At 67.1% G+C, this 26,014-nt stretch carries 16 protein-coding genes and 1 tRNA gene; 9 read left to right on the top strand and 8 right to left on the bottom strand.

Annotated elements, in window-relative coordinates; genetic code table 11:
• On the bottom strand, nt 1-2,490 hold the full coding sequence (locus ACPVPU_RS05280) for a circularly permuted type 2 ATP-grasp protein (RefSeq protein ID WP_448659923.1): 2,490 nt from the start codon (nt 2,488-2,490) through the stop codon (nt 1-3).
• 141 nt (nt 2,491-2,631) lie between these two features.
• Between ACPVPU_RS05280 and pdxH the strand changes: the two genes are divergently transcribed.
• The 5 genes from pdxH (at nt 2,632) to ACPVPU_RS05255 (ending at nt 12,011) form a co-directional block, all read left to right on the top strand.
• Nucleotides 2,632-3,210 carry a pyridoxamine 5'-phosphate oxidase gene (gene pdxH / locus ACPVPU_RS05275; RefSeq protein WP_448659922.1) on the top strand — a complete coding sequence of 193 codons (579 nt, stop codon included), beginning with the start codon at nt 2,632-2,634 and terminating at the stop codon, nt 3,208-3,210.
• Nucleotides 3,207-4,139 carry a cation diffusion facilitator family transporter gene (locus ACPVPU_RS05270; RefSeq protein WP_448659921.1) on the top strand — a complete coding sequence of 311 codons (933 nt, stop codon included), beginning with the start codon at nt 3,207-3,209 and terminating at the stop codon, nt 4,137-4,139. The genes pdxH and ACPVPU_RS05270 overlap by 4 nt, the downstream gene beginning before the upstream one ends.
• A 188-nt stretch (nt 4,140-4,327) precedes the next feature.
• Nucleotides 4,328-6,481 carry an autotransporter assembly complex protein TamA gene (locus tag ACPVPU_RS05265; protein ID WP_448659920.1) on the top strand — a complete coding sequence of 718 codons (2,154 nt, stop codon included), beginning with the start codon at nt 4,328-4,330 and terminating at the stop codon, nt 6,479-6,481.
• A complete protein-coding gene (locus tag ACPVPU_RS05260) occupies nt 6,481-10,665 on the top strand; it encodes a translocation/assembly module TamB domain-containing protein (RefSeq protein ID WP_448659919.1) in 4,185 nt (1,394 codons plus the stop codon). The genes ACPVPU_RS05265 and ACPVPU_RS05260 overlap by 1 nt, the downstream gene beginning before the upstream one ends.
• A 50-nt stretch (nt 10,666-10,715) precedes the next feature.
• A complete protein-coding gene (locus tag ACPVPU_RS05255) occupies nt 10,716-12,011 on the top strand; it encodes an MFS transporter (protein WP_448659918.1) in 1,296 nt (431 codons plus the stop codon).
• Here ACPVPU_RS05255 and ACPVPU_RS05250 read toward each other — a convergent pair.
• A complete protein-coding gene (locus ACPVPU_RS05250) occupies nt 11,972-14,263 on the bottom strand; it encodes a glycoside hydrolase family 3 N-terminal domain-containing protein (RefSeq protein ID WP_448659917.1) in 2,292 nt (763 codons plus the stop codon). The two genes, ACPVPU_RS05255 and ACPVPU_RS05250, sit on opposite strands and share 40 nt — an antisense overlap.
• A 125-nt stretch (nt 14,264-14,388) precedes the next feature.
• On the opposite strand from ACPVPU_RS05250, the gene ACPVPU_RS05245 reads away from it, so the two are divergent.
• The 3 genes from ACPVPU_RS05245 (at nt 14,389) to ACPVPU_RS05235 (ending at nt 19,992) form a co-directional block, all read left to right on the top strand.
• Nucleotides 14,389-15,426 carry a LacI family DNA-binding transcriptional regulator gene (locus ACPVPU_RS05245; RefSeq protein WP_448659916.1) on the top strand — a complete coding sequence of 346 codons (1,038 nt, stop codon included), beginning with the start codon at nt 14,389-14,391 and terminating at the stop codon, nt 15,424-15,426.
• Nucleotides 15,427-15,469: 43 nt separating this feature from the next.
• Entirely contained in the window at nt 15,470-18,445 is a 2,976-nt protein-coding gene (locus ACPVPU_RS05240) for a carboxypeptidase regulatory-like domain-containing protein (RefSeq protein WP_448659915.1), read from the top strand.
• Nucleotides 18,446-18,519: 74 nt separating this feature from the next.
• On the top strand, nt 18,520-19,992 hold the full coding sequence (locus ACPVPU_RS05235) for a glucoamylase family protein (RefSeq protein WP_448659914.1): 1,473 nt from the start codon (nt 18,520-18,522) through the stop codon (nt 19,990-19,992).
• A 20-nt stretch (nt 19,993-20,012) separates the two neighbouring features.
• On the opposite strand, the gene ACPVPU_RS05230 is transcribed toward ACPVPU_RS05235, so the two are convergent.
• From ACPVPU_RS05230 to ACPVPU_RS05215, 4 genes are all read right to left on the bottom strand, one after another.
• Complete coding sequence (locus ACPVPU_RS05230; RefSeq protein ID WP_448659913.1) at nt 20,013-20,867, bottom strand: fumarylacetoacetate hydrolase family protein; 855 nt, start codon at nt 20,865-20,867, stop codon at nt 20,013-20,015.
• 81 nt (nt 20,868-20,948) lie between these two features.
• A tRNA-Met gene (locus tag ACPVPU_RS05225) sits at nt 20,949-21,025 on the bottom strand.
• 58 nt (nt 21,026-21,083) lie between these two features.
• Nucleotides 21,084-21,611, bottom strand: a complete 528-nt coding sequence (locus ACPVPU_RS05220) for a 2'-5' RNA ligase family protein (protein ID WP_448659912.1) — start codon at nt 21,609-21,611, stop codon at nt 21,084-21,086.
• On the bottom strand, nt 21,608-23,542 hold the full coding sequence (locus ACPVPU_RS05215) for a potassium transporter Kup (RefSeq protein ID WP_448660423.1): 1,935 nt from the start codon (nt 23,540-23,542) through the stop codon (nt 21,608-21,610). The genes ACPVPU_RS05220 and ACPVPU_RS05215 overlap by 4 nt, the downstream gene beginning before the upstream one ends.
• A 258-nt stretch (nt 23,543-23,800) precedes the next feature.
• On the opposite strand from ACPVPU_RS05215, the gene ald reads away from it, so the two are divergent.
• A complete protein-coding gene (gene ald / locus ACPVPU_RS05210; protein WP_448659911.1) occupies nt 23,801-24,904 on the top strand; it encodes an alanine dehydrogenase in 1,104 nt (367 codons plus the stop codon).
• 28 nt (nt 24,905-24,932) lie between these two features.
• On the opposite strand, the gene ACPVPU_RS05205 is transcribed toward ald, so the two are convergent.
• Together ACPVPU_RS05205 and ACPVPU_RS05200 are read right to left on the bottom strand one after the other, a co-directional pair.
• Nucleotides 24,933-25,592, bottom strand: coding sequence for a hypothetical protein (locus tag ACPVPU_RS05205; protein WP_448659910.1), 660 nt, complete (start codon nt 25,590-25,592; stop codon nt 24,933-24,935).
• Entirely contained in the window at nt 25,589-26,014 is a 426-nt protein-coding gene (locus ACPVPU_RS05200) for a cytochrome c-type biogenesis protein (RefSeq protein ID WP_448659909.1), read from the bottom strand. Before ACPVPU_RS05200 ends, ACPVPU_RS05205 begins: the two co-directional genes overlap by 4 nt.

Raw genomic sequence — 26,014 nt, 5'->3', positions numbered from 1 at the left:
TCAGGCCAGGGTCAGGCCGGGGGCACGCACCGCTTCGGCACCGTGCAGGAAATAGCGGCGCGCAATCGCCTCCGACAGATCGCCCAGCATGGCGGAAAGGCGAGTCAGTTGCGCATCGCCGATCGTCGCCGCCCGCGCCAGATCGACCAATGCGCCCAGTTCCGCCGCCACCGCCTGTTGCGGTTCCGCGATGCCGTCGTCCGACAGGACCGGCAGCCGCGCGAGATGGTCGCGGATGGCGCTGGCCTGAAACGCCAGGCTGCGCGGGTTGCCGGGATCCAGCAGCACCAGGTCCAGCACCGGCACCCGGGCGATGCCGGTCAGATAGCGCTGGCGGTAGCTGATCTGGCTGTCGGCCAAGTCGAGCAAAGTTGACAGGTCGTCGGCGGTCGCCTGATCCCGCATGAACGTCCCGGCATGATTGATGATGGCCGCCGCCCGTTCGACCCTGCGCCCGAGATCGAAGAAGCGCCACGCATCGGTGCGCGCCATATGTTCGGCAGACAGTCCGGCGATCGCGGCATAGCGGCGCTGCACCGTGCCCGCCCGGTCCAGCAGCCCGCCCTTTTCGGGCATCGGCGCATCGATCAGCCGGATCATGTCTGCCGACAGCCGGTCGCGCGAGATAGCGCCGATGCCGGCAATGGTGCGGTTCAGGCCCGCGATGCTGTAAGGGCAATCGGCCTGGGCCAGCGCATCCTGTGCGAACGCCGCCAGTTCGCTGCGGCTGCGCCCGGCAGGGGCGCGCGCGGCCCCGCTGGCGATGATCAGGTCGATCAGCCGCTGCACCGTGCCGCTGGACAGGGCCGCGCCCGTATCGGCGGTGATCGAATGGCCAAGGAGGACGCGGATGACGGACAGCAACGCCTCGCCCCGTTCCAGATAGCGGCCGAGCCAGAACATGTTGTCGGCGACGCGACTGGGCAGCGTGCCCGGATTGCGGCGCAGATCGACCGTATTGCTGGCGGGCAGCAGGCTGACCGGATCGACGGGATCGGGACCGTGGACGCAGACATCGGCGGACCATGTCCCCTCCCCCATCACCGAAGCGCGGGGGTCGGGATGCTCCGCGATGCGGGCGAACCCGCCCGGCAGGACGATCCAGCGCCCGTCCGGCCCCCGTGCCGCAAACACGCGCAGGGTGAACGGCCGGGCCACCAGTGCATCGCCCTGAACCACCGGCATGGTGCACAATCGCACGACTTCGCGGCCAACATAATCCTGCGGCCGCAGCGCCATGTCCGCCGTCAGCATGGCACGCGCCGCCGGATCCAGTTCGCAGCCGAGCGCCCCCTGCCCGCCGGGCAGGCCAAGCGGCGGATCGGAAAAGGCGGGCAGGACCTCCATCTGGTCAAGATTGGCGAGGACATGATCCCGCTCGGCCGTCTGGCCGCACCACCAGGTTGCGATATTGGGCAGCTTGAGCGGTGCGCCCGTCAGCCGTTCCGCCAGTGCGGGCAGGAACGCGGCAAAGGCCGGAGCCTCGACCAGCCCGGCCCCCGGCGTGTTGGCGACCACCACATTGCCCCCCGCCATGGCATCCACCAGGCCGGCCACGCCGATCTGCGAATGGGAATCGAAGGCGAGCGGGTCCAGCAGGCGCGGATCGAGCCGCCGCCACAGCGCATCGATCCGTTTCAGCCCTGCGACAGTGCGGACATAGACCCGGTCCTCGCGCACTGCCAGGTCCGCGCCCTCCACCAGCAGGAACCCCAGATACCGGGCCAGATGCGCCTGTTCGGCATAGCTGGGATTGTAGCGGCCGGGGGTCAGCAGGCAGATGCGCGGCTCCGTCCGCCGACAACTGGCGGCCAGGCCATCGCGCATGGCGGTGAAGAACGGCGCGTGCCGTTTCACGTTCAGCCGCAGTTGGAGGCCGTCGAGCACCCGGCCGATCGCCAGCCGGTTTTCCAACGCATAGCCGGCGCCAGTGGGTGCCCGGACATGATCGGCCAGGACGCGCCACTGGCCATCGGGACCGCGCCCCAGATCGACGGCATAGAAATGCAGGTGATTGCCGCCCGGCGGAGCGAGGCCGACCATCGGGCGCAGAAACCAGGGGCTGCCGGTGACGAGCGCGGCTGGCAGTGCGCCGTCGGCGACCAGTTGGCCCGGCCCGTAGATGTCGGCGATCAGCGCCTCCATCGCCTCTGCCCGCTGGACGACGCCGGCATCGATCGATGCCCATTCGTCGGCGTCGATCATCAGCGGCACTGGCGACAGCGGCCAGGGCCGCTCGTCGCTTTCGCCCGGTATGCGGTAACCGGTTCCGATATCGTCGGCCTGCCGCTGCGCGCGTTCGCGCACCTCGTCCAGACGCATGTCCGACACGGCGGCCAGTTCCTCGAGCATCGTCAGCCAGGCATCGCGGGCCCGGCCCTGCGCGCCGCACAGCACGTCACCGGTGCCACCCTGCCCGCAATAGGCGGCGGCCCATTGCCGGGCAGTGTCCGCCCCGGGTCCCGGATACTGGTTCGCCAGGCTAGCCAAATGCCGTTCCTGTCATGCATCGCCCCCGCGAAAGCCGTCGCCCCCCGTGCAACCACAAAGGCAGGGCAGGCGCAACCGCGATCGCACCCCGCGTCAATTTCCCCGTGGATAAGCGGGATCGTCGGGCGTAATGAACCGGCGATGACATCCGATCCCCATCTGTTGTTCGATGAATGGTTCGCCGAAGCTGAGGCGAGCGAAATCAACGATCCCAACGCCATGGCGCTTGCCACCGCCGATGCGGCCGGCCGCCCGGCGGCGCGAACCGTCCTGTTGAAGGGGCATGACGCGCGCGGATTCGTGTTCTTCACCAATCGGGAAAGCCGCAAGGGGCTGGAGCTGGCGGCCAATCCGCAGGCGATGCTGCTGTTCCACTGGAAATCGCTGCGGCGGCAGGTGCGGATCGAGGGGCCGGTCTCGATCATCGACGATGCGGAATCGGACGCCTATTTCGCCACCCGCCCGCGCGAATCGCAGCTTGGAGCATGGGCATCGGATCAGTCGCGCCCGCTCATCACCCGCGCCGCGTTCGAATTGCGGCTGGCAGCGGTGACCGCGCGGTTCGACGGGGCGGACGTGCCGCGTCCGCCGCATTGGGGCGGATACCGAGTCGCGCCGGATCGCATCGAATTCTGGCAGGACCGCGATTACCGGCTGCACGAGCGCCGCGTCTTTACCCGCGCGGGTGCGGACTGGACCGAAGGCATGTTGTTCCCGTGAGCGATCCTGCCCGGCTGGCCCGATCGGCGGCGCTGGCCAGCGTCGCCACAGCCATCTTCCTGGGCACGATCAAGGCCTATGCCGCCTGGACGACCGGATCGGTAGCGATGCTGGGATCCCTGGCCGATTCGGCGCTCGACCTGATCGCGTCGCTGGTCACCCTGTTCGGGGTGCACATCGCCGCCCAGCCGGCGGACGAGGACCATCGGTTCGGCCATGGCAAGGCAGAGGCGCTGGCGGCGCTGTTCCAGGTGGCGGTCATCACCGTATCCGCCATCGCCATTCTGGGCCGGGCGATCGGGGATTTCGCCGATGGACAGGCCGTGGCCCAGGCCGAATACGGCATCGGCGTCAGCGCGGTGGCCATCCTGGCCACCCTGGCGCTGACCCGGTATCAGGCCCATGTGGTTGCGCGCACCGGATCGCTGGCGATCGGCACCGACCGGATGCACTATACCAGCGACCTGTTGCTGAATGCCGCCGTCATCATCGCCCTGGTGATGGAACAATATCTCGGGCTGCGCGGGGCCGATCCGCTGTTCGGCATCGGTATCGCGCTATGGCTGCTGTTCGGGGCATGGCGGGCGTCGATCGAGGCGATTGCCCAGTTGATGGACAAGGAATGGCCGGAGGATCGCCGCCGCCGCTTCGTCGAGGTCGCCAGCCGTCATCCTGAATTGAAAGGGCTGCACGACCTGCGCATCCGCACCAGCGGCAACCGCGATTTCGCGCAGTTTCACATGTGGATGGACCCGGACATGACGGTGGCTGCGGCCCATGACGTCGTGGAGGCACTGGAACGCGCGCTGGAGGCGGAGTTTCCCGGCATGGAGGTGCTGATCCACATCGACCCGGTGGGCCAGGTCGATCATCCGGGCAACCCGCTGGTCGAGCGGGACGAGGTCGCCCGGTTGGGTGCCGTCAAGTAGCGCTGCCCTAGCCCCCTGATTATCCTGATATTTTTTGGCGTACCCCGGAGCCGAATCCGGACTGGATCGTTCACGCGGGAGGATGATGGCAGGCTGGCGCAACCGCCGCTGCCTTTGGGGGACAGCGGGGACCAGTGACAGGCGGGATACGACCCTTTCGACTTGCATTGTTGCTGGGCGGCATGGTGATGAGCAACGCGGTGTCGGCACAGCAGATGGTGCCGCCGCCACCGGCCGACCCGTCCCCACCGGAAAACGCTGACAATCCAACACAGGAACCCATTGTCCCGGATGCGGATTTTCAGGCGGCGCTGCCCGCTCTGTCCGACGATCTGGACGCGCCGCTGGAGCCGATGGCGGACTTCGCATCGCCGCAGACGGCCGCACCGGCTGCACCGGCAGCTTCGCCCCCGGCCGAAGGGTTGGCATCGACCGATCCTGCGCTGGCGCCCGTTCCGCTGCCCGCCGAACCGCTACTGGCCGAACCGCTGCCGCCCCTGAGCGGGTTTGATGTAAACCCGCCCGCCGAGGTCGCGGATATCAACGACCCGCGCACCGTTGAAATTCGCTACACGACCCGGCTGGAGGGGCTGGATACGCTCGGCCTGGAAGACCGGTTCGAAGCGGTGTCGGCGCTGGAAGAAGGCGATGGCAAGGCCGCCAACGCAACGATGGTTTCGGCCCGAGCGAAGGAGGACGAGCAGTTGGCTGTCCGCCTGATGCGGTCGCTCGGCTATTACGACGCCACCGCCATTTCCACGGTCGAACAGAATCCGGCCAATTCCGGCAATCTGCGCGCCACGATTTCGGTGACGCCCGGCGAGCAATATCGGTTGGGGTCGATCACGGTGCGCGCCGAACCCACGGTCCCGCCGGGCCTGATCGACGACGTCCTGCCGCTGAAGGTCGGCGATCCCATCGAGGCGGAGCGGATCCAGGGGGCCGAGGCGAATGTGGCGCTTGAGCTGCCCCGGCGCGGCTACCCGTTCGTCGCGGTCGGCCAGCGCGACGTGCTGCTGGACGAGCGCGACTTTACCGGGGCCTATACCCTGCCGGTCGACACCGGGCCACGATCGTCATTCGGCACGCTGACGACCGAGGGCGAACTGGCGTTCGACGCGGATCATCTGGCGGTGTTTCCCCGGTTCGAGCCGGGCGAACTGTACGACGTCCGCCGCGTCGATGACCTGCGCGATGCGCTGATCGCGACCGGCCTGTTCTCCACCGTGTCCGTCGAGCCGCAGCGGACGGGCACGCCCGGACCGGACGGGACGGAACAGGTCAATCTGCTGGTGCGCCAGAATGCGGGTCCGGCCCGCACCCTGGCGGCAGAGGCAGGCTATGGCACCGGCCAAGGCATCCGGGTGGAGGGCACCTGGACCCATCGCAACCTGTTCCCGCCCGAAGGTGCGCTGATCGCCAGCGCCGTCGCGGGCACGCAGGAACAGGGCGCTGGCGTCACCTTCCGCCGGTCCAATGCCGGACGCCGCGACCGGACGTTCAGTCTGGCGGCCATCGCCAACCGGTCGGACTATGATGCGTTCGAAGCGTTCACCGGCACGCTGTCCGCGCGGATCAGCTATGATTCGACGCCGATCTGGCAAAAGAAATGGACCTATTATTTCGGGGCCGAAGTGATCGGCACCAACGAGGACGTGTTCGATTTCGATCTGAACGAACGCGTCCGGCGCACCTATGGCATCGCCGCGATCCCGCTGTTCCTGGGCTATGACGCGTCCGACGACCTGTTGAACCCGACGCGCGGATTCCGGGTCAAGCTGAACCTGAGCCCGGAAGGGTCGGTGCAAGGGTCGGCCCGGCCCTATCTGCGGTCCATGGTCGAGGTGACGGGCTATTTCCCGATCAGCGACGATCTGGTGATCGCCGGCCGCGCGCGCGCGGGGTCGATTGCGGGCATCGGCCGGGACGATCTGGCCCCGTCGCGCCGCTATTATGCCGGCGGCGGCGGATCGGTTCGCGGCTTCGGGTTTCAGGAGCTGGGTCCGCGCACGATCGAGCCTAACCCGGATTTCGACCCGACCGATCCCGAGGAAGAGGATTCGCCGACGATCTTTCGTCCGCTGGGCGGCCGCAGCCTGAACGAGTTCGCGCTGGAGGCGCGCTACCGCTTCGGCAATTTCGGTATCGTGCCGTTCATCGACGCGGGCCAGGTGTATGACAGCACCCTGCCAAAGGGCAGCGACCTGCGCTTCGGGGCCGGGATCGGCGGGCGCTTCTACACCAATTTCGGGCCGATGCGCGTCGACATCGCCACGCCGATCAACCGGCGGGAGGGCGAATCGCTGATCGCGCTCTATATCTCCATCGGACAGGCCTTTTGATGGCGAGCGTGCCGGAACCGGCCGAAACGGTGATCGTCCGCCGCCCGCTGTGGCAGCGGGTCGCGCGCGCCATCCTGTTCGCGCTGCTCGGACTCGTCGTGCTGCTGGGGCTGGTGCTGATCGGCATCAATACCGGGCCGGGCCGGTCGTTCCTGGCGGACCGGATCGGCGGCTATACGCTGGCGTCGGGCCTGAACGTCAAGGTGGGGCGGATCGACGGGTCGATCTATGGCGCGATGGTGCTGCGCGATGTGCGCGTCAGCGACCCCAAGGGTGTATTCGCCCGGTCGCCCGAACTGCGCGTCGATTGGCGTCCCTTTGCCTTTGCCTCCAATCATGTTGACGTTCGCAGCCTGACGAGCCCGCTGGTCAGCGTGGCGCGGCTGCCGGAACTGAATGCGGTGGAGAGCGACCCGAACGCGCCGCTGCTGCCCGACCTCGACATCGACGTGAACCGGCTGGCCATCGACCGGATCGACCTGGCCCCGGCCGTCGCAGGACGGCGCTATCTGGCGCGGATTGCGGGCGAGGCGCATATCGCGGACCGCCGGGCTCAGCTGCGCGCGAACGGTGCGACGCTGGCCGGGCCGGGTGTCGCGGGCGGCGACCGGGTGGCGCTGGTGCTTGATGCGGTGCCCGATGATGACAAGCTCGACATCGACCTGAAGCTGAATGCCCCGGCGAACGGCCTGATCGGATCGATGGCGGGATTGCAGGGGCCGCTGGTCGCCAGCCTGGACGGCGCGGGCGGCTGGAGCCGCTGGCAGGGCCGGCTGGCAGGCACGCTGAACGGCCAGCCGGTCGCCAATCTGAACCTGAATGCCGTGAACGGCTTGTTCCGCGTGCGCGGCGCCGCCCGGCCCGGCCTGTATCTGGAAGGACCGGTGGAACGGCTGACCGCGCCCCGGCTTCAGGTCGCGCTTGATGCCCGGCTGCTGGGCGAGCGGCGGCTGGACACCCAGCTTCGGCTGCGCTCGGACGCGTTGGCGCTGGCGACCGAGGGACTGCTCGACCTGGGTCGCAGCCGGTTCGACGGGTTCAGGGCGCAGGGACAGTTGCTGACCCCCGGCGCGATCGCGGACAATCTGAACGGCAATGCGGTGCGCCTCGATCTGGCGTTGAACGGCCCCTTCGCCACGCCGACGGTCGACTACAAGCTGGCCGCCGCCGCGATCGGCTTTGGCGAGACGGTCGTGGAGCGGCTTTATGCCGAGGGACGCGCGACGGTGGATGCGGACCGCATCCTGGTGCCGGTCAATGCCCGCGCGGCGCGGATTGCGGGACTGAACGCGGCGGTCGGCGGGCTGGTCACCAATGTCGCACTGAACGGCGACATCGCGATCAACGGCACGCAGTTCCTGTCGGACAATCTGCGCATCCGGTCCGACCGGGTGAACGCCACCGCGATCATCGCCGCCGACATGGCGACCGGCCGCTATACCGGCGCGCTGCAGGGGCGGGTGAACAATTACGAACTGGCGTCCTTCGGCATTTTCGACATCCAGACCAATGCTGACCTCTATACCGCGCCAGGCGGCGGATACGGCATTCGCGGTCGGGTGGTGACGCAGACCAAGCGGCTGTTCAACGAGGGCATCGCCAATTTCCTGGGCGGCAATGCGACCGCCGCCGTCGACGTGGCATTGACGCCGGACAACATCGTCCGCTTCGACAATCTGCGCCTTTCCGCGCCACAATTCCGCATTACGCGGGGTCGGGGCAGCTATGATTTTGCCGGGCCGCTGCTGGTCGAGGCGGATGCGGTATCGACGCAATATGGCCCGCTGTCCGCTCGCGTGACGGGCAGCGTCGCCCAGCCGGTCGTGCTGGTGCGCGCACCGCGTCCCGGCGTCGGGATCGGGCTGGCCAATCTGGAGGCAAGGATCCGGGGCAATGGCGATGCCTATGCCATCGTCGCGACCGGCGGGACCGATTACGGCCCGTTCAATGCCAATGTCCTGCTGAACACCGCCCCCAGGCTGACCGCGACGATCCGCGACAGCGTGTTTGCGGGCATCACCTTCAATGGCCAGGTCGCGGCGACCAATGCGGGGCCGTTCACCGGGGCGCTGGACTTTGCGGGCTCGGGCGTGCGCGGCCGGGCCGATCTGGGCGCGGAGGGCCGTTTCCAGACGGCAGCAGTCAACGCCAGCGCGACCAACGCCGCCATTCCGGGCGACCTGGGGCTGACCATCGGCCGAGCCATCGCGACGGGCCGGGTCGTCCTCTATGACGATGCCCCCGCCGTCACCTTCGATGCGCAGGTTGCCAATTTCCGGCAGGGCGAATTCGTCGTCACGCGGGCGCGGGCGCGCGGCGATTATCGCGGCGGCCGGGGCAAGGTGCAGGCGCTGGCCAGCGGCACGACGGGCGTGCCGTTCGAACTGGCCGCCAATGCCGATCTGACGCCCAGCCTGTGGACCGTCGCATTGCGGGGCAAGGGGAACGGCATCGCGTTCCGCACCGCCCAGCCCGCGCGGATCGACGTTGGCGACTCCTATCGCCTGCGGCCCACGCGGATCGAATTCGATCGGGGTGCGGCCCAGATTGCTGGCCGATATGGCGATGGGTATGCGCTGGACGGCCGGCTCGACCGGCTCGACCTGCAACTGGTCAATGCGCTGGTCCCGGGCATCGGGATCGATGGCACCGCGAGCGGGAGTTTCTCGGTCGCCCAGGGGGCCGGAGCAACCGCGCCGACGGGAACGGCCCGACTGTCGATCGACGATTTCACCCGGTCCAGCCTGGCGACCGTGTCCACCCCGGTCGACATCCAGTCGATCATCGGCCTGACCGGGGGCCAGGCGGACGTCCGCGCCATCGTTCAGCGTGGCGGCGCAACAATCGGCCGGGTGCAGGCGCGCACCGGGCTGACTGCCGCGGCACCGCTGGCGGGCGGCATCCGCTATAATGGCCCGGCAGAGGTGTTGTGGTCGCTGGGCGGAATTGCCGACCAGCAGCTGATCGGCCCGATCGGCCTGGCCGCCGATTTTTCCGGGACGCTGGGCGCGCCGCGCATCACCGGCGTCGTCCGGGCCAACAACCTGGTCTATGAAAACGAAACCTATGGCACGCGCTTGTCGGCGATGCGGATGACCGGGCGCTTTACCAACGACCGGTTCGAGCTGCAGGAACTGCGCGCGACCGCCGGGGACGGGACAGTCACGGCGCAGGGCTTTGTCGGGCTGGCGGCGAACAGCGGCTTTCCGGTCGATGTCCGGGCCAATCTGAACAACGCCCGGCTGGCGCGCAGCGACATGATCGGCGCGACCGCGACGGGCGAGATTCGCGTGACCAACGGGGCCGATGGCGGGTTGATCCAGGGGGATATCCGCATTCCCGAGGCGCGATACCAGATCATCCGGCAGGGCAGCGCGGAAGTGCCCGAGCTGACCGGCGTGCGGCGGCGCGGCGCCGCGCTGGAGGCAGCCAATGCCCCGCGCGGATCGGCCCCCGCCCCCACCGCCGGGCTGTTCCGGCTGGACCTGCGCGTCCGGGCGGACAACCGGCTGTTCGTGTCGGGCATGGGCCTGGAAAGCGAATGGGAGGCGGACCTGCGCGTTCGCGGCAGTTCGGCCAACCCGCGGATCAGCGGGGATATCGAGGCGATCCGGGGCACCTATAGCTTTGCCGGGCGGCGGTTCGACCTGACGGACGGGCGAATCACCTATGAAGGCAACGACCTGACCAACCCCAATATCGCCATTTCGGCATCGACGACGACCGAGGGGGTGACGGCGACGATCAACGTGACCGGCACCGCCCAGCGGCCGCAGGTGGCGTTCACCTCCACGCCCGCCCTTGCGCAGGACGAGGTGCTGGCGCGCATCCTGTTCGGCCGGTCCGTCACCAACCTGTCGGCGATCCAGGCCATCCAGCTGGCCGCTGCGCTCAATTCGCTGCGCGGATCGGGCGGCGGGCTCAATCCGCTGGGCGAACTGCGCCAGGCCGGCGGCATCGACCGGCTGCGCATCCTGGGCGCGGACGACACCGCCGGTCGCGGGACGGCGCTGGCCGCCGGGCAATATCTGACCGACGACATCTATATCGAGATCATCACCGATGCGCGCGGGTTCACCGCCACCCAGCTGGAGGTCGCACTGACCCGGGCACTGTCGGTCCTGTCGCAGACGGGCAGTTTCGGCGGGTCGAGCGTCAACCTTCGCTACTCGCGCGATTACTGACGGGGGCGGCGGGGACTTTCGTCGGGCCGCGCCTGCGCTAGACAGGGCCGATGACCGCCCCGCCCAGCCGCCATCCCGCCCGGTCGATCCTGTTCGGTGCGGGCGATTACGGGTTCAACCTGTATTGGCAGGCGCTGAGCCTGTACCTGCTGTTCTTCTATACCGACCGGCTGGGACTGAATCCGGCGACTGCAGGCATGGTCATGCTTGCGGGCGCGGTGATGGACGGTGTTGCCGATCTGATGATCGGCATCGCGGCGGACCGGTGGCGGATGCGGTACCGGCGGATCGTCGCCATCGGCGCAGTGCCGATGGGTGCTTCGTTCATCCTGTTGTTCGTGGATCCGGGATCGGGCGGGACGCCGCTGGTCCTGATCCTGCACCTGATCTTTCGGTTGCTCTATGCCTGCACCAACCTGCCCTATTCGGCCTGGTCGCTGCGGGTCAGTGGCGCGAGTGCCGACCGGACGCTGATGGCGGGGGCGCGCATGGCGTTCGGCGCGGCGGGCGCAGTGACGGTCGCCTATGCCATGCCCGGCCTGACCGGCGGCTATGCCGGGACGGCCATGGTCCTGGCGGTGCTGGCGACCGCGCTGCTGCTGGGCATCAGTGCAGGCGTGCCGGAACAACTGCCGTTGGAACCAGGCCCGGACCGGCGATCCGTGCGACGCGACGTGGCGACCCTGATCGCCAGTCGCGCGTTCGTCACGTTGAACATCGCCGCGCTTGGGGCGACGGCGGCGGGCGCGATCATCGGCCATTCCGTGCTTTATTTTTTCACGCACACGCTGGCGGCACCGGACTGGGGCCAGCAGGCGATGGCGATGATGGGCATTGTCGGCACCGCCGTCGTGCCGCTGTGGACCGCGGTGGCCATCCGCCAGGGCGCGCGGTTCGGCTGGCTGATGGCGGCCGGACTGGCGATGGCGGCAACCGGGCTGTTCATCCTGTGGCCGATCGCGCCGGGCATCGTCGGCGCGCTGTTGTTCCTGGGCGCGATGCAGGCGGCGCTCAGCGGGTTTCACCTGACCGCTTGGGCCATGCTGCCCGACGCGGTGGATCATGGCGCGGCGCGCACCGGCCACCGGGTGGAGGCGACGGCGTTCAGCGTGTTCATGCTGGTGCAGAAAATCGGCCTGGGCCTGGCCGCCGCGCTGCTGGGCGCGGCCTATTCCGCCTGGGGCTATCGCGGCGGCACGCCGGACATGCAGGCACAGGCGGCGATTTTCTGGGTCATGACACTGGGTCCGGCCATCGCCATCGCCGGCGGTGCGCTGGCGATGGCGATGAACCCGTTGCGGCCGCGTCAGGCCAGCATGAACTCGCCCGCAACCCCCTCTGCCTGAGCCGATGGCGCGATCCACAGCCGGAACCGGCCCGGCTCCACCGTCGGTTGCATATCCTGGCCGATAAAGGTCAGGTCGCTGCGCTTCAGCGTAAAGGTGATGCGCTGGCTCTGGCCGGGTTTCAACGTCACGCGGCGGAACGCCTTCAGCTCGCGTACCGGGCGGGTGATGCTGGCGGCGACATCCTGGACATAGAGTTGCACGACCTCCACCGCATCACGGTTGCCCGAATTGGTGACAGTCGCGGCAACTGTCAGCTCCCCCCCGGCACTGAGCGTCCCCCCAGCCCCCTCCAGCGCCGAATAGGCGATCCGGCCATAGGTCAGGCCGTGACCGAACGGATACAGCGCGGCATTGGGCGCCTCGCGGTAATGCGCCTTGTAGGGCTGGCGCGGACCGGGCGGATTGGGCCGGCCGGTATTCTTGTGCGCATAATGATAGGGCTGCTGCCCGGTCGCATGGGGAAAGCTGACCGGCAGGCGTGCCGATGGCCCTTCCACGCCGAACAGGATGTCGGCTGTCGCCGGGCCGGACATGGATCCCAGGAACCAGGTAGCGAGGATCGCTGGCGCATCCCGCACCGCCCCCTCCAGCACCAGGCCACGGCCATGGCGAAGCAGCACGATCATCGGCTTGCCGGTCGCCGCCACCGCTTCGGCCAGCGCCAGTTGCGGCGCGGGGATGCCGATGTCGGTCCGCGACTGCGCTTCGCCCGACATGCCCTGGCTTTCGCCGACCGCCAGCACGACGATGTCCGCCGCCTGCGCCGCCGCGACCGCCGCCTCGATCCTGCCGGGCAGAGCTTCCTCGATCCCCGATCCGTCCACCGCCGTCACCAGCGCCGGATCGCGGACCAGATCGCGAACGCCCGTCAGCAGGTCGACGGCATCCGCATCCGATCCATAGACATTCCACGGGCCGATCAGCTCGCGCTGCCCCTGAACGAACGGGCCGATCAGCGCGATCCGCTTGCCCGAGCGCGGCAGCGGCAGCAGGTCGCCGTCGTTCTTCAACAGGACGATGGACCGGCGCGCCGCCTCTCGCGCCAATTGCAGATGCGCCCGCGTGCGCACCCGCGTCCGTTCGCGGCGCGGATCGATCCGGCGGAACGGATCGTCGAACAGGCCCAGCTTGACCTTGAGTGCCAGCACCCGGCGCGCCGCCTGGTCCAGTCGCGCCATCGGCACTTCCCCTGCCTCGACCAGTCCGGGCAGGTGCTTGATATAGAATCCCGACTGCATCGACATATCGACCCCGGCCAGGAAGGCGAGCTTGGCCGCTTCCCGCTCGTCGGCGGCAAAGCCATGGTCGATCAGTTCGAAATCGCCGGTGTAATCGGACACCACCAGCCCGTCGAAGCGCCATTCCTGGCGCAGCACGTCGGTCAGCAGCCAGCGGTTGGCGGTCGCGGGAACGCCCGACAGTTCGTTGAACGCCGCCATCACGGTCGCTGCATCGGCATCGAACGCGGCCCGGAACGGCGGGAAATAAACCTCGCGCAGCGTCCGTTCGGACACGTCGACCGTGTTGTAGTCGAGGCCACCCTCCGCCGCGCCATAGGCAGCGAAATGCTTGGCACAGGCGGCCATCGCATCCTCTGCCGTCAGGCCCCTGCGGCCCTGAAAGCCGCGCACCCGTGCCTCGGCCATGATCCGGCCGAGCAGCACGTCCTCGCCCGCGCCTTCGACACCCCGGCCCCAGCGCTGGTCGCGCGCGACATCGACCATCGGCGCGAAGTTCCAGTCGATGCCGGCGGCCGTTGCCTCGACAGCGGCCACCCGCGCCGTCCGTTCGGCCAGATCGGGATCGAAACTCCCCGCCTCGGCCAGCGGCATCGGGAATACGGTGCGAAACCCGTGAATGACGTCGGCGGCAAAGATCAGCGGCACCTTCAGCCGCGATTCGCGCACCGCCGCCTGCTGCATCTGGCGGGCCATTTCCGCACCGTTGCCGTTGAATACGCCGCCGATCCGGCCGCGCCGCACCTCGTCCAGCTGCTGCTGGTAATTGGCGCCGCCCTGGGTCGGGTTCAGCGCATTGGCCGCGCTGCCCGCCCAGGCGGCGGCCATGAGGGTCAGCTGACCCGCCTTTTCCTCCACGCTCATCTGCTGCAGCAGCGCCTCGACCGCTGGCGGCAGCGCCGCGTCGCTGGCCTGTTGCATCAGCGCACGCGCGGGCGACGCTGCCCAGGCCGCAACCGCGCCTGCACCGATCATCAGTGCCCGGCGAGTGATCTGGATGGGCTGCGTCATCGTCTTCTCCCTGAGTTACCGAAGCGAGACCGACCGCGCACTGGTCAGTTGCGGCCGACGCTTGCAGTGCGTTCTAGTTTCTTGTAACCGGTTACATCAAGAGGGGAGCAACCCTCAACCGACAAATGACAAGGCCGATATGGCCGCGCGAGGATGAACCGACCGGCATGGCTCAGGCAACGATCAGGGATGTGGCGCGAGAGGCGGGGGTTTCCGTCGCTTCGGTGTCGCGCGTCCTGAACCGGCTGCCCAATGTCCGCGACGAGCTGAAGGACAAGGTCGAGGCGGCGGCGAAGCGCCTGGGCTATATTCCCCATGCCGGCGCCCGGAACCTCAGCCTGTCGCGCACCGGTGCGATCGGGGTCGTCCTGCCCGATCTGCACGGCGAGTTCTTTTCCGAAATCCTGCGCGGCATGGACCGCGAGGCATCGGTGCGGGGCATGCACCTGCTCCTGTCCAACATGCATGCCGATCCGCAACTGGGGATCGAGGCGCTGCGCACGATGCGGGGCCGCGTGGACGGGGTGGTCGTCATGGCACCGCATGTCGATCCCGATGTCCTGTTCGCGCATCTGCCGGGCAGCGTCCCCGCAGTCCTGCTCAACTGCCCGGACAATCACCAGAACCGGGCGGAACTGCGCATCGACAATCGGGGTGGCGGGCGCGCGATGACCGAACACCTGATCCAGACCGGACGGCGCCACATCGTTCACATCGCCGGACCAGCCGGCAATATCGAGGCGGAGCAGCGCGCTGGCGGCTACCGCGAGGCGATGGCGGCGGCGGGTCTGGCTGCCATCATCATTCCCGGCAATTTCGACGAGGAATCGGGCCGCGCGGCGGTTGCGACCTTGATGTCGGAGCGGGTTGACGCCGATGCGCTGTTCGCCGCCAACGACATGATGGCGATCGGCGCGATGATGGCGTTGCGCGATGCCGGACTGGACGTACCGGGTGATATCGCCGTTGCCGGGTTCGACAATATCCCGCTGACCCGGCTGGTCAGCCCGGCGATCACCACCATGGCCGTGGACATTGCCGACCTTGGCGCGCGGGCGATCAACCGCCTGTCCTCGATCCTGGCCGGAGAAGATGTTGCGCAGGCGGAACTTCGCAGCCCCAGCCTCATTATCAGGGCCAGTACCCAGCCCCAATCAAAGTGAAAACAACCCCGGCAAACGGGGACATCAGCAGGGAAGAAAGCCAATGCGTAAACTGACTGTCATTCGACTGATGCTGGCCAGCGCGACCGCGCTGACGGGCAGTTTCACCCTGGTCGCCCCCGTTGCGGCCCAGACTACCACCGCCTCGATCCGCGGCAGCGTGACCGATGCCGCAGGCGCGCCGGTTTCCGGGGCGACCGTCCGCATCGTCAGCACGGGCACCAACCGCGCACAGACCGCGACCACCAATGACGGCGGCGCCTATATCCTGAACGGCGTGCGTCCCGACACCTATCGCATCACCGTGACCGGGCCGAATGGCGAGGCGTTCGAGCGCGTCATCGCCGTCGGCGTCGGCCAGGCAACGACCGTCGATGCCCAGCTGGGCGCGGCTGCGGATGAAACCGTCGTTGCGGGCGCAGAGCCGACCACGGGCGAGGACATCGTCGTCACCGGCACGCGCCTGCGCGAAACCCGCACCAGCGAAATCGCGACCAACATCAGCCAGGACCAGATCCGCGTCCTGCCGCAGACGGACCGCAATTTCCTGAGCTTTGCCGCCCTGGCCCCCGGCGTGCGCTACAATGACAGCGAAACCGACAAGAGCTTTTCGTCGGGCGCATCGCCCGCCGCGCAGGTCAACGTGTTCATCGACGGCCTGAGCCTGAAGAACAAGGTGCGCGAGGGCGGCGTAGCCGGCCAGCAGAACAGCCGGGGCAACCCGTTCGGCCAGCTGGCGGTGCAGGAATTCCGCGTCATCACCCAGAACTACAAGGCCGAATATGAACAGGCGGGCGCAGCGATCATCACCGCCGTCACCAAATCCGGCACCAACGAATTCCACGGCGAGGTGTTCGGCCAATATACCGATCGCGCGCTGACCGAGACGAGCTTCATCGACCGCCGTCAGGGCAATGCAAAGCCGGAGTTCGAGCGCAAGCAATATGGCGCGTCGCTGGGCGGGCCGATCATCAAGGACCGCCTGTTCTTCTTTGCCGCCTATGAAGGGAATGACCAGAACCGCGCGTTCAACGTCAATTCGACGGGCGCGCCCGATGCGATCGCCGAGTTCGAGAACTTCTCGGGCCGCCGCATCGACGAATTCGAAGGCGCGTTCGTCAGCCCGTTCCGCAGCGATTTCTATTTCGGCAAGCTGACCCTGACCCCGGACGACCGGCAGATCTTCGACCTGTCGTTCAGCCGTCGCCAGGAAAGCGACATCCAGGGATTCGGCGGCAACACCGCGTTCGAATATGCGGAGAACAAGCGCAATCTGGTCGACAGCTATCAGTTCAAATGGACCTATAACGGCGACAATTTCGTCAATGAATTCAACGCCAGCTATCTGAACTATGAATTCAACCCGACCTCGCTCAATCCCGACCTGCCGTCGTTCGACTATCAGGGCGTGATCCTGTTCGGCGGCAAGGATTCGACCCGGCGCGAATTGCAGCGGGGATATAATATCCGCAACGACTTCACCTATACCGGCCTGTCCGGGCACGCGATCAAGTTCGGCGCGCGGGTCGAGGTGACGGATATCAGCTTCGACAACCAGGCCTATATCCAGCCGCGCTACTTCTTCCGCCGCGAACCGAACAACAACCTAAACTTCGCCTTCCCGGCCGAAGCGCTGCTCGGCCTGGGGTCCGGCCTGATCGATGCGTCCAACACGCAGATCGGCCTGTATGTGCAGGACGACTGGGACCTGACGGACCGGTTGCAGCTGAACCTGGGCGTCCGCTGGGATTACGAAACCAACGGATTCAACAACGAATATCGCACGCCCGCAGCGGCGGCAGCCGCGCTGCGTGCCGTGCCCGCGAACTTCTATTTCGATCCCGAGGATTACATCACCGACGGCAACGACCGCAAACCCTTCGCGGGCGCCATCCAGCCGCGCGTCGGTTTCTCCTGGGATATCAAGGGCGATCGCAGCACGGTGATCTTCGGCGGTGCCGGCCGCTATTACGACCGCAACAATTTCAACAACACGGTCGATGAACTGTCGCGGACGATCAACCCCATCGGCCGTTTCCGCTTTTCCGCAGACGGCGCGAACCGCGACGGGCAGCCGACCATCCGGTGGAATCCGGCCTATCTGACCCGCGCCGGGCTGGAAGCTCTGGTCAACGCTAACCCCGAAACCGGCCTGCCCGAATTGTTCGCGGTCAAGAACAATGCCCGCCCGCCCGTCAACGACCAGTTCTCGCTGGGCGTGCGTCAGCGGATTGGCGTGTTCGAGGCGTCGATCACCGGTTCGTACCAGCGCGGTCGCAACGGCTATACCAACCTGTTCGCCACCCGGAACAATGCCGGGCTTGGCGGCTGCTGCGACGGCGACGTGCTGGCGGACGTCCGCGCGGCGGGATATTCCAACGTGCTGATCGGCTTTGACGGGCTGGACACGCGCTACAAGGCGCTGTTCTTCACGCTGGACAAGAACTACACCGAAAGCTCGGGCTGGGGCCTGAACATCGCCTATACGCTTGGCAAGGCCGAGAAGAATGGCGGCGACCTGTTCAGCCTGGATCAGATCACGCCGGATGCCTATGGCTGGCGGCCCTCGCCCGGCGACGAACGCCACCGCGTCGTCATTTCGGGTATCGTCGATCTGCCGCTGGGCTTCCAGTTCTCGACGCTGACCACGCTGGGTTCGGGTCAGGCCTATCAGGTGACCGACGGCACCAACGGCGCCTCGGTCGGCTTCAACGAGTTCACGGCGGCCTATCCGGAAAAGAACTGCATCGCCGGGGTCTTCGCGTTCTGCGAGGTCAACGTGACGCTGGCAAAGAACTTCGCGATCTTTGGCAACGAGGATAATTTCAACATCGCGGTCGATGTGCTGAACGTGTTCAACAACAAGAATTTCAGCGGCTTCGACGGCTTTTTCAACAACACCATCAATCCGGCCACCGGCCAGGTTACCGATCCGCTGCTGCCCGCCAATGCGGCCAATGCAGCGAACCTGCTGACCCTGCCCCGCAGGGTCCAGTTCAGGCTCGGCTATCGCTTCTGATAGCCTTGCCGGTCGCGGCGGAGCGCCCTCCCCCCACTTAGCTCCGCCGCGGCCACCCCATCTGGAGAGATAGATTGTTCGATCGACGCAAGTTCGTGGGCACGGCCGGTCTGGGACTGGCCGGGCTGATGGCGGGGTGCGCCCCGCGTGCGGTTCAGTCGGGACCGCAAGGCCCGATCGCGGTCGATGGCTGGACCGTCCTGAACGACCGGCCGGCGCTGGACAGCGACGTCAGCCCGCTGATCGACGATATTCAGCGGCGAGCGTTTCGCTATTTCTGGGAAGTCACCGACGAAGCGACCGGCATGGCCCCGGATCGCTGGCCCACCCCGTCCTTCGTCTCCATCGCCGCCATCGGCTTTGCGCTGACCGCCTATCCCATCGGCGCCAGCCATGGCTGGGTGACGCGGCAGGCAGCGGCGCAGCGGACGGTGACCACGCTGCAATTCCTGGCCGATGCGCCGATGGGCGACGCCCCGCGCGGCATGTCGGGGTATAAGGGTTTCTTCTACCACTTTCTCGGCTCGACCCGCGGCTATCGCTTTTCGCTGTCGGAGCTGTCGACCATCGACACCGCGCTCCTGCTGGCAGGCGCGCTGTTCGCGCAAAGCTGGTTCGACGATCCGGCCGACCCGGTGGAAGCGCGCATCCGCGACCTTGCCGAACAGCTCTATCGCGCAGTCGAATGGCCGTGGATCACGCCGCGCGCGCCGCTCGTATCGATGGGCTGGCACCCGGAAAGCGGCTTCATCCGCTCCGACTGGGATATCTACAACGAAGGGATGATCCTCTACATCCTCGGCCTCGGATCGCCGACGCACCCGCTGGCGGACGGGACATGGGAGGCGTGGTCCGAGCGGTTCGAGCCGAGCTGGTCGAGCCGCTGGGGCGAGCCGCATCTGCATTTCGCGCCGATGTTCGGCCATCAGTACAGCCATGTCTGGGTGGATTTCCGCGGCATCCAGGACCGATACATGGCTGCCAAGGGCATCGACTACTTCGAGAACAGCCGCCGCGCCACCTATGCCCAGCGCGCCTATGCCATCGAAAATCCGGGCGGCTGGGCAGGTTATGGCGCCGATTGCTGGGGCCTGACGGCATGCGACGGGCCGGGTGATTTCAAGATGCCGGTGGGCGGGCAGGAGCGGCAATATTTCAGCTATTCGGCGCGCGGCCCGGGCGAGCGCGACGACGGCACGCTGGCACCCACCGCGCTGCTCGGCTCCATTCCTTTTGCACCCGAAATCATCGAGCCCACCGTCCAGGCCATGTATTTCCGGTACGGCGCGCAGGTGTACGACAAATACGGCTTCCTCGACGCGTTCAACCCCAGCATCACCCGGCGGCCGCCGGAACCGTTCCGCCACGGCGAGCTGCGCCTGGGCACCGGGTGGGTGGACAAGGATTATCTGGGCATCGATCAGGGACCGATCGTGGCGATGATCGAAAACCATCGCACCGGTCTGGTCTGGGAAACGATGAAAAAGAACCCGCATATCCGCCGCGGGCTGACCCGCGCCGGATTCACTGGCGGCTGGCTGGCCTGACGAGGCGATGGCCCGGCAGGTCAGCCGAGCCGGGCATCCCCCAGGTGGCGCCATTCGACCACGCGCTGGCGCTGTTCGCCAAGGCCGGCGATGCCCAGCCGCATCTCGTCACCCGGCCGCAGGAACCGGGGTTCGGGCTTGCGCCCCTCCCCTACGCCGGGCGGCGTTCCGGTGATGAGCACGTCGCCGGGATACAGGGTGATATATTCGCTGACATAGGCGATGACCTGGGCCACGCCAAAGATCATCGTCCGCGTGTTGCCGGTCTGTGCCCGCTCGCCGTTCAGGTCGAGAAACAGGTCCAGCACCTGCGGATCGGGCACTTCGTCGGGGGTCACCAGCCAGGGCCCGAGCGGGCAGAAGCTGTCATGCCCCTTGCCCTTCGACCATTGGCTGCCGCGCTGTTTCTGATTGAACCGCTCGGACACGTCGTTGGCGATGGTGTAGCCGGCGACATGGCCCAGCGCGTCGGCTGCATCGACATAGCGGCACGTCCGCCCGATCACGACGGCAAGCTCGACCTCCCAATCGGCATGGGTCGATCCGCGCGGCAACATGACCTCGTCGTTCGGACCGGTCAGCGCCGATATTGATTTCATGAACATCATCGGTTCGGCGGGAATCGGCATGCCCGATTCGATCGCATGATCCGCGTAATTCAGGCCGATGGCGACGATCTTGCCAATGCCGGACAACGGCACGCCGAAGCGCGGATCGCCGGGCACCGGCGGCAGCGTGTCAGGGTCGACCGACAGCCCGGCCAGATGCTCGACCCGGATGTCGGGCAGATGGGCCGACAGATCGCGCAGCTGGCCCGCCGCATCGATCATGCCCGGCCGTTCCGCCCCGCGCGGGCCATAGCGACAGAGTTTCATGATCCGGCTCCCGCAATGTGATGGATGGTTGCCGATACCGGCCGCGGGCCTGATACCCGCTGCCCCCGGTGGGGGGGGCGATGGTAGCGGAGGAGGGACTTGAACCCCCGACCCCAGGATTATGATTCCCGTGCTCTAACCAACTGAGCTACTCCGCCCCGTTCAGGGCCGCCCGTACCGGGCGAAGCGGCGACTTAGTGCGGGCGGGCGCGGCGGTCAAGCGAACATGTGCCGCGATATCGCCTCCCACGGCCCACCGCGATAGAACCAGCAGGCAAGCCCGGCGATCGCCAGCGGACGCGGACAAAACGTCGCCGCCATGCTGTCGCGCAAGGCGCGGGCATCGGCCGCCGACACCTTGTTCTGGATCGTCACATGCGGGCGCCACCCGTTGCGATCCTGCGGCGTCAGCAGACCGGCGAAGGCGTCGGCCAGGTCGCCCCGGATCGCGGCCAGTGCCGGGCTGTCCACGCGCAGCGCCGTGCCCCCGCCAAGCGACATCACCCCGGACAGCCGGGCCGGTGGCGGCTGAACCCCACGGGTCGCTGCGGTCAGCCGCTGACGCAGTTCGGGCAGAATCGCAGGCGGCAAATGATGAAACAGCGTCAGATGCGCCGACAACTGGTTGCGTTCGGGCGGAAAATGGGCACGGCGCAGGCCATCGAGCAGCGCGAAATCCTCTGCCGAGAACAGGGCGGTCACGATGACCGGCGCGCCCGGCGGGGGGCCAGCGGCGTCGGTCAAATCTCGACCTGGCTGCCCAATTCGACCACGCGGTTGGTGGGCAGCCGGAAAAACTCCATCGCGCTTTCGGCGTTGCGCAGCATCCAGGCGAACAGCTTTTCGCGCCACAGCGCCATGCCGGGATTGGCCGACGGCAACAGGGTCTGGCGGGCCAGGAAGAAGCTGGTGTCCATCATCTTGAAGGCCGAGCCGCACTCGCGCACCTGTTTCAGCGCGGCGGGCACATCGGCCTCCTGCATGAAGCCATAGCGCAGCACCAGGCGGTGGAACCCCTGGCCCAGGTCGATCAGGTCGGCGCGCCGCTGATCGGGAATATAGGGCTCGTCCGAAATCTTGACGGTCAACAGGATGACGCGGTCGTGCAGCACCTTGTTGTGCTTCAGGTTGTGGAGCAGCGCATGGGGCACCCCGTCGGGGGACGATGTCATGAACACCGCCGTGCCGGGCACGCGCGCCGCACTGTTGGCCGCCGACTGGATGAACACCTGGATCGGCATGGCACTCTGGCGCAGCCGCTCGATCATCAGCTTGCGCCCCTTTGCCCAAGTGGTCAGCAGGGTGAAGACGACCAAGCCGACGAGCAGCGGGAACCAGCCCCCGTCCGGTACCTTGGTCAGGTTCGCGGTCAGATAGGCGGTATCGACCAGGAAGAATAGCGCCAGCGCCCCGCCCGCGAACAGCTTGTTCCACCGCCACAGGTTGAACAACACGACGACCAGCAGGCAGCTGTCGATGAACATGGCGCCGGTCACCGCGATGCCATAGGCCGCGGCCAGGTTGCTGGACGACTGGAAGGTCAGCACCAACAGGATCACCATCACCATCAGGGCCCAGTTGATGACGGGGATATAGATTTGTCCCTGCGCGCTGGCCGAGGTGTGGGTGATGCGCAGGCGCGGGATGAAGCCGAGCTGGATCGCCTGTTGCGTCAGGCTGAACGCGCCCGAAATAACTGCCTGGCTGGCAATGATCGTCGCCATCATCGCCAGGATGACGAGCGGCAGGCGGAACGGCTCGTCAGCCAGCAGGAAGAAGGGGTTGCGGATCGCCTCCTGCGCCGCCAGCGGGTCCAGCGACAGGATCATGGCGCCTTGCCCCAGATAATTGAGCATCAGGCCCGGCAGGACGAAGAACAGCCACGACACGCGGATCGGGTTGCGCCCGAAATGCCCCATATCGGCATAGAGCGCCTCTGCCCCGGTAACCGCCAACACCACCGACCCCAAGGCCAGGAACGCCGAGCCGAAGTCGATGGCAAAGAACTGCACTGCGTACCATGGGTTGAGCGCGAACAGGATCGTCGGGTCCGTGGCGATGTGAATGATGCCCAGTACCGCCAGCGTCAGGAAATAGACCACCATGATCGGGCCGAACAACTGCCCGACCTTTGCGGTGCCGCGTGCCTGGATGGCGAACAGGCCGACCAGGATTCCAACGGAAATCGGCAGCACCCATGGCCCGAACCGCGGATCGACCGTGGTCAACCCTTCGGATGCCGACAGGACGGACATGGCCGGGGTGATCATGCTGTCGCCATAGAACAGCGCGGTGGCGAACACGCCCAGCATGACGATCGGCCCGGTCCAGCGTTTGCCCCCGCCCGACTGGCGGTTGATCAATGCCAGCAGCGCCAGGCTGCCGCCCTCTCCCTTGTTGTCGGCGCGCATGATGACCGACACATATTTGATCGTCACCACGATCATCATCGACCAGAAGATCAGGCTGAGCACGCCCAGGATGTGCGCTTCGTCCACCGCCAGCGGATGATGGCCGGCAAAGGTTTCGCGGAAAGCATAGATCGGGCTCGTCCCGATATCGCCGAACACGATGCCGACGGCGCCAAGGCTGAGCTTGAGCAAGCCTTGGGACGGGCCGTGGCCATGTTCGGCCCGACCATCGGCTGTCGTTTCGGCGGCGGCATTGTCCGTCACGGGCGCGCGCATTCCGTCCCTGTGGACATGATCCTAGGCATCTGGCCCGGTGTTCCCGCCGTTTGACACGGCCCGCCGTTAGCACGCGCAGCAAAGGGTCACAACAGTCCGACTCAGGATTGCGGGGTGCGCAACGGCACGCTTTTCGAACGCCGGGTACGGGCAAGAATCGTTCAAGCGGATACCGGCGATTGAACGCGAAATGGTGCTGCCAGCGGTGCTACAAGCGGATCAGACCATTGGCAGAAGGAAACCCCCATGCGCATCGGCGTGCCCAAGGAGATCAAGAACCACGAATATCGGGTCGGCCTGACGCCGCCGGGCGTCACCGAACTGGTCGCGCGCGGCCATTCGGTGCTGGTCCAGACCGGGGCGGGCGACGGCATCGATTTTTCCGACGCCGATTACCGCGCGGCGGGGGCCACCATCGTCGATGATGCCGCGGCCGTATTCGCCGGCAGCGACATGATCGTGAAGGTCAAGGAACCGCAACCGTCCGAAATCGCGCTGCTGGAGGCACGGCACACGCTGTTCACCTATCTCCACCTTGCCGCCGACAAGCCGCAGGCAGAGGGGCTGATCGCGTCGGGCGCAACCTGCATCGCCTATGAAACGGTGACCAGCGCCAACCGGTCGCTGCCGCTGTTGAAGCCGATGAGCGAGGTGGCCGGCCGAATGTCGGTGCAGGTCGGCGCGCATTATCTGGAAAAGGAACAGGGCGGTCGCGGTGTGCTGCTGGGCGGCGTGCCCGGCGTCGCCCCGGCGCGCGTCGCCATTCTGGGGGGCGGTGTTTCGGGCATCAACGCAGCGCAGATGGCCACCGGCCTGCGCGCCGACGTGACCATCTATGACATCAACAACGACCGGCTGGCCGAACTGGACATGCATTTCGGCAGCCAGATCAAGACCGCCTATGCCAGCAAGGCCGCCATCGCGTCGGCGGTGAAGAACGCGCATCTGGTGATCGGCGCGGTGCTGGTGCCTGGTGCCGCCGCCCCCAAGCTGGTGACGCGCGAGATGTTGAAGACGATGAAGCGCGGCAGCGTGCTGGTCGACATCGCGATCGATCAGGGCGGTTGCTTCGAAACGTCGAAGGCGACGACGCATGACGATCCGGTGTTCGAGGTGGACGGCGTCATTCATTACTGCGTCGCCAACATGCCGGGCGCAGTGGCGCGGACCAGCACCTTTGCGCTCAATAACGCCACCTTGCCCTTTGTCCTGAAGCTGGCCGATCACGGCGCAGAGGCAGCGATGCGCGCCGACCCGCATCTGGCCGCTGGGCTGAACGTGTCCGGTGGCCAGATCCGGCATCAGGCCGTGGCAGAGGCGCTGGACCTGCCGTTCGTCGCCTGGAAATAGGGAGCTTGGCCGGGCCGGGCGACGCCGATCACCGTGCCGGCCCGCCCGCGCCCCGGGGTTGCTGCGGATCGGACGCCAGCACCTGATCCAGCAGGACGAGCCGGGTCATGATCGCCTGGCTGGCCGAACTGCCCGGCCGTGCGAGCCGGGCGGCCCGCGCCCAGTACCGCCTGGCCGTGACGAAATCGCCCGCCCGCACATGCGCCAGGCCGATATAGAACCATACGCCCGCCCGGTCGGGACCAAGCCGGGCGGCCTGGGCCAGCGCCCGGCGAACGGGCGGCGACAGGGCATTGCTGTCATGTTCCTGCAACGCCAGCGCAAGCCCGGTCCACAGCGCCGGATCGGTCGGTGCCTGTTGCAGCGCGCCCAGCATCACCTTGACCCCCGCCTCGGTCTTGCCCGCGCGCAGCATCGCGTCCGACGCGATGAAATAGCCGTCCGAAAACACGAACTGCCCGAACAGCGACCGGCGCAGCGCCAGCAGATCGGGGTCCATCGGACGGATCGTGCGACGGGTATCGGTGGGGCTGCCCCCCAGGCTGGGCCTGCCCTGCAGGGCATAGCCCGCCGCCCCCAGCATCAACGCAGCCAGCACGAAGCGGAGCACGCCGCCGGACAGGCCGGCACGCCACAGCACAACTGCGACGACCAGGATCAACCCGGCAAGGATCGCAAAGCCCATCATGGCCTACGCCGCCGGAAACTGTTCGCCGCCACCGCAACGCCGATCGCCAGCAGGATCAACGGCGCGATCCACAGCGGCGCGGTCGCCGCGCTGATCGGCGGGTCATAGCTGACATAATCGCCATAGCGCTCGATCAGCCAGTCGCGCACGTCATCCGCACTCTCCCCGGCCGCAATGCGTTGCCGGACCAGCGCACGCATGTCGCCCGCCATGTCGGCGTCGCTGTCGGCGATCGACTGGCCCTGGCACACCAGACAGCGCAGCGTGTTCATCAGCGCCTTTGCCTCGGCTTCCTTTGCCGGATCGGTCAGCTGGGTATTGGCCATCTTGGCCTGGGGCTGGTCCGATTGCGCGGCAAGGGGGGCTGCGCCCGTCATGGCCAGCATCGCGGCGCATATCGCCGTCAGGATTGGTCCCTGCAT

Source organism: Sphingomonas paludis, assembly GCF_053502515.1.
Note: the sequence above shows the minus strand (reverse complement) of the source record. Positions and strands in the feature narration are given on the sequence as shown.

Bases quoted from the DNA above. Each gene is read 5' to 3' on its own strand.
- ACPVPU_RS05200 (WP_448659909.1), bottom strand. From the start codon at position 26,014: ATGCAGGGACCAATCCTGACGGCGATATGCGCCGCGATGCTGGCCATG.
- ald (WP_448659911.1), top strand. From the start codon at position 23,801: ATGCGCATCGGCGTGCCCAAGGAGATCAAGAACCACGAATATCGGGTC.
- ACPVPU_RS05240 (WP_448659915.1), top strand. From the start codon at position 15,470: ATGCGTAAACTGACTGTCATTCGACTGATGCTGGCCAGCGCGACCGCG.
- ACPVPU_RS05230 (WP_448659913.1), bottom strand. From the start codon at position 20,867: ATGAAACTCTGTCGCTATGGCCCGCGCGGGGCGGAACGGCCGGGCATG.
- ACPVPU_RS05265 (WP_448659920.1), top strand. From the start codon at position 4,328: ATGAGCAACGCGGTGTCGGCACAGCAGATGGTGCCGCCGCCACCGGCC.
- ACPVPU_RS05245 (WP_448659916.1), top strand. From the start codon at position 14,389: ATGACAAGGCCGATATGGCCGCGCGAGGATGAACCGACCGGCATGGCT.
- ACPVPU_RS05260 (WP_448659919.1), top strand. From the start codon at position 6,481: ATGGCGAGCGTGCCGGAACCGGCCGAAACGGTGATCGTCCGCCGCCCG.
- ACPVPU_RS05250 (WP_448659917.1), bottom strand. From the start codon at position 14,263: ATGACGCAGCCCATCCAGATCACTCGCCGGGCACTGATGATCGGTGCA.
- ACPVPU_RS05205 (WP_448659910.1), bottom strand. From the start codon at position 25,592: ATGATGGGCTTTGCGATCCTTGCCGGGTTGATCCTGGTCGTCGCAGTT.
- ACPVPU_RS05255 (WP_448659918.1), top strand. From the start codon at position 10,716: ATGACCGCCCCGCCCAGCCGCCATCCCGCCCGGTCGATCCTGTTCGGT.
- pdxH (WP_448659922.1), top strand. From the start codon at position 2,632: ATGACATCCGATCCCCATCTGTTGTTCGATGAATGGTTCGCCGAAGCT.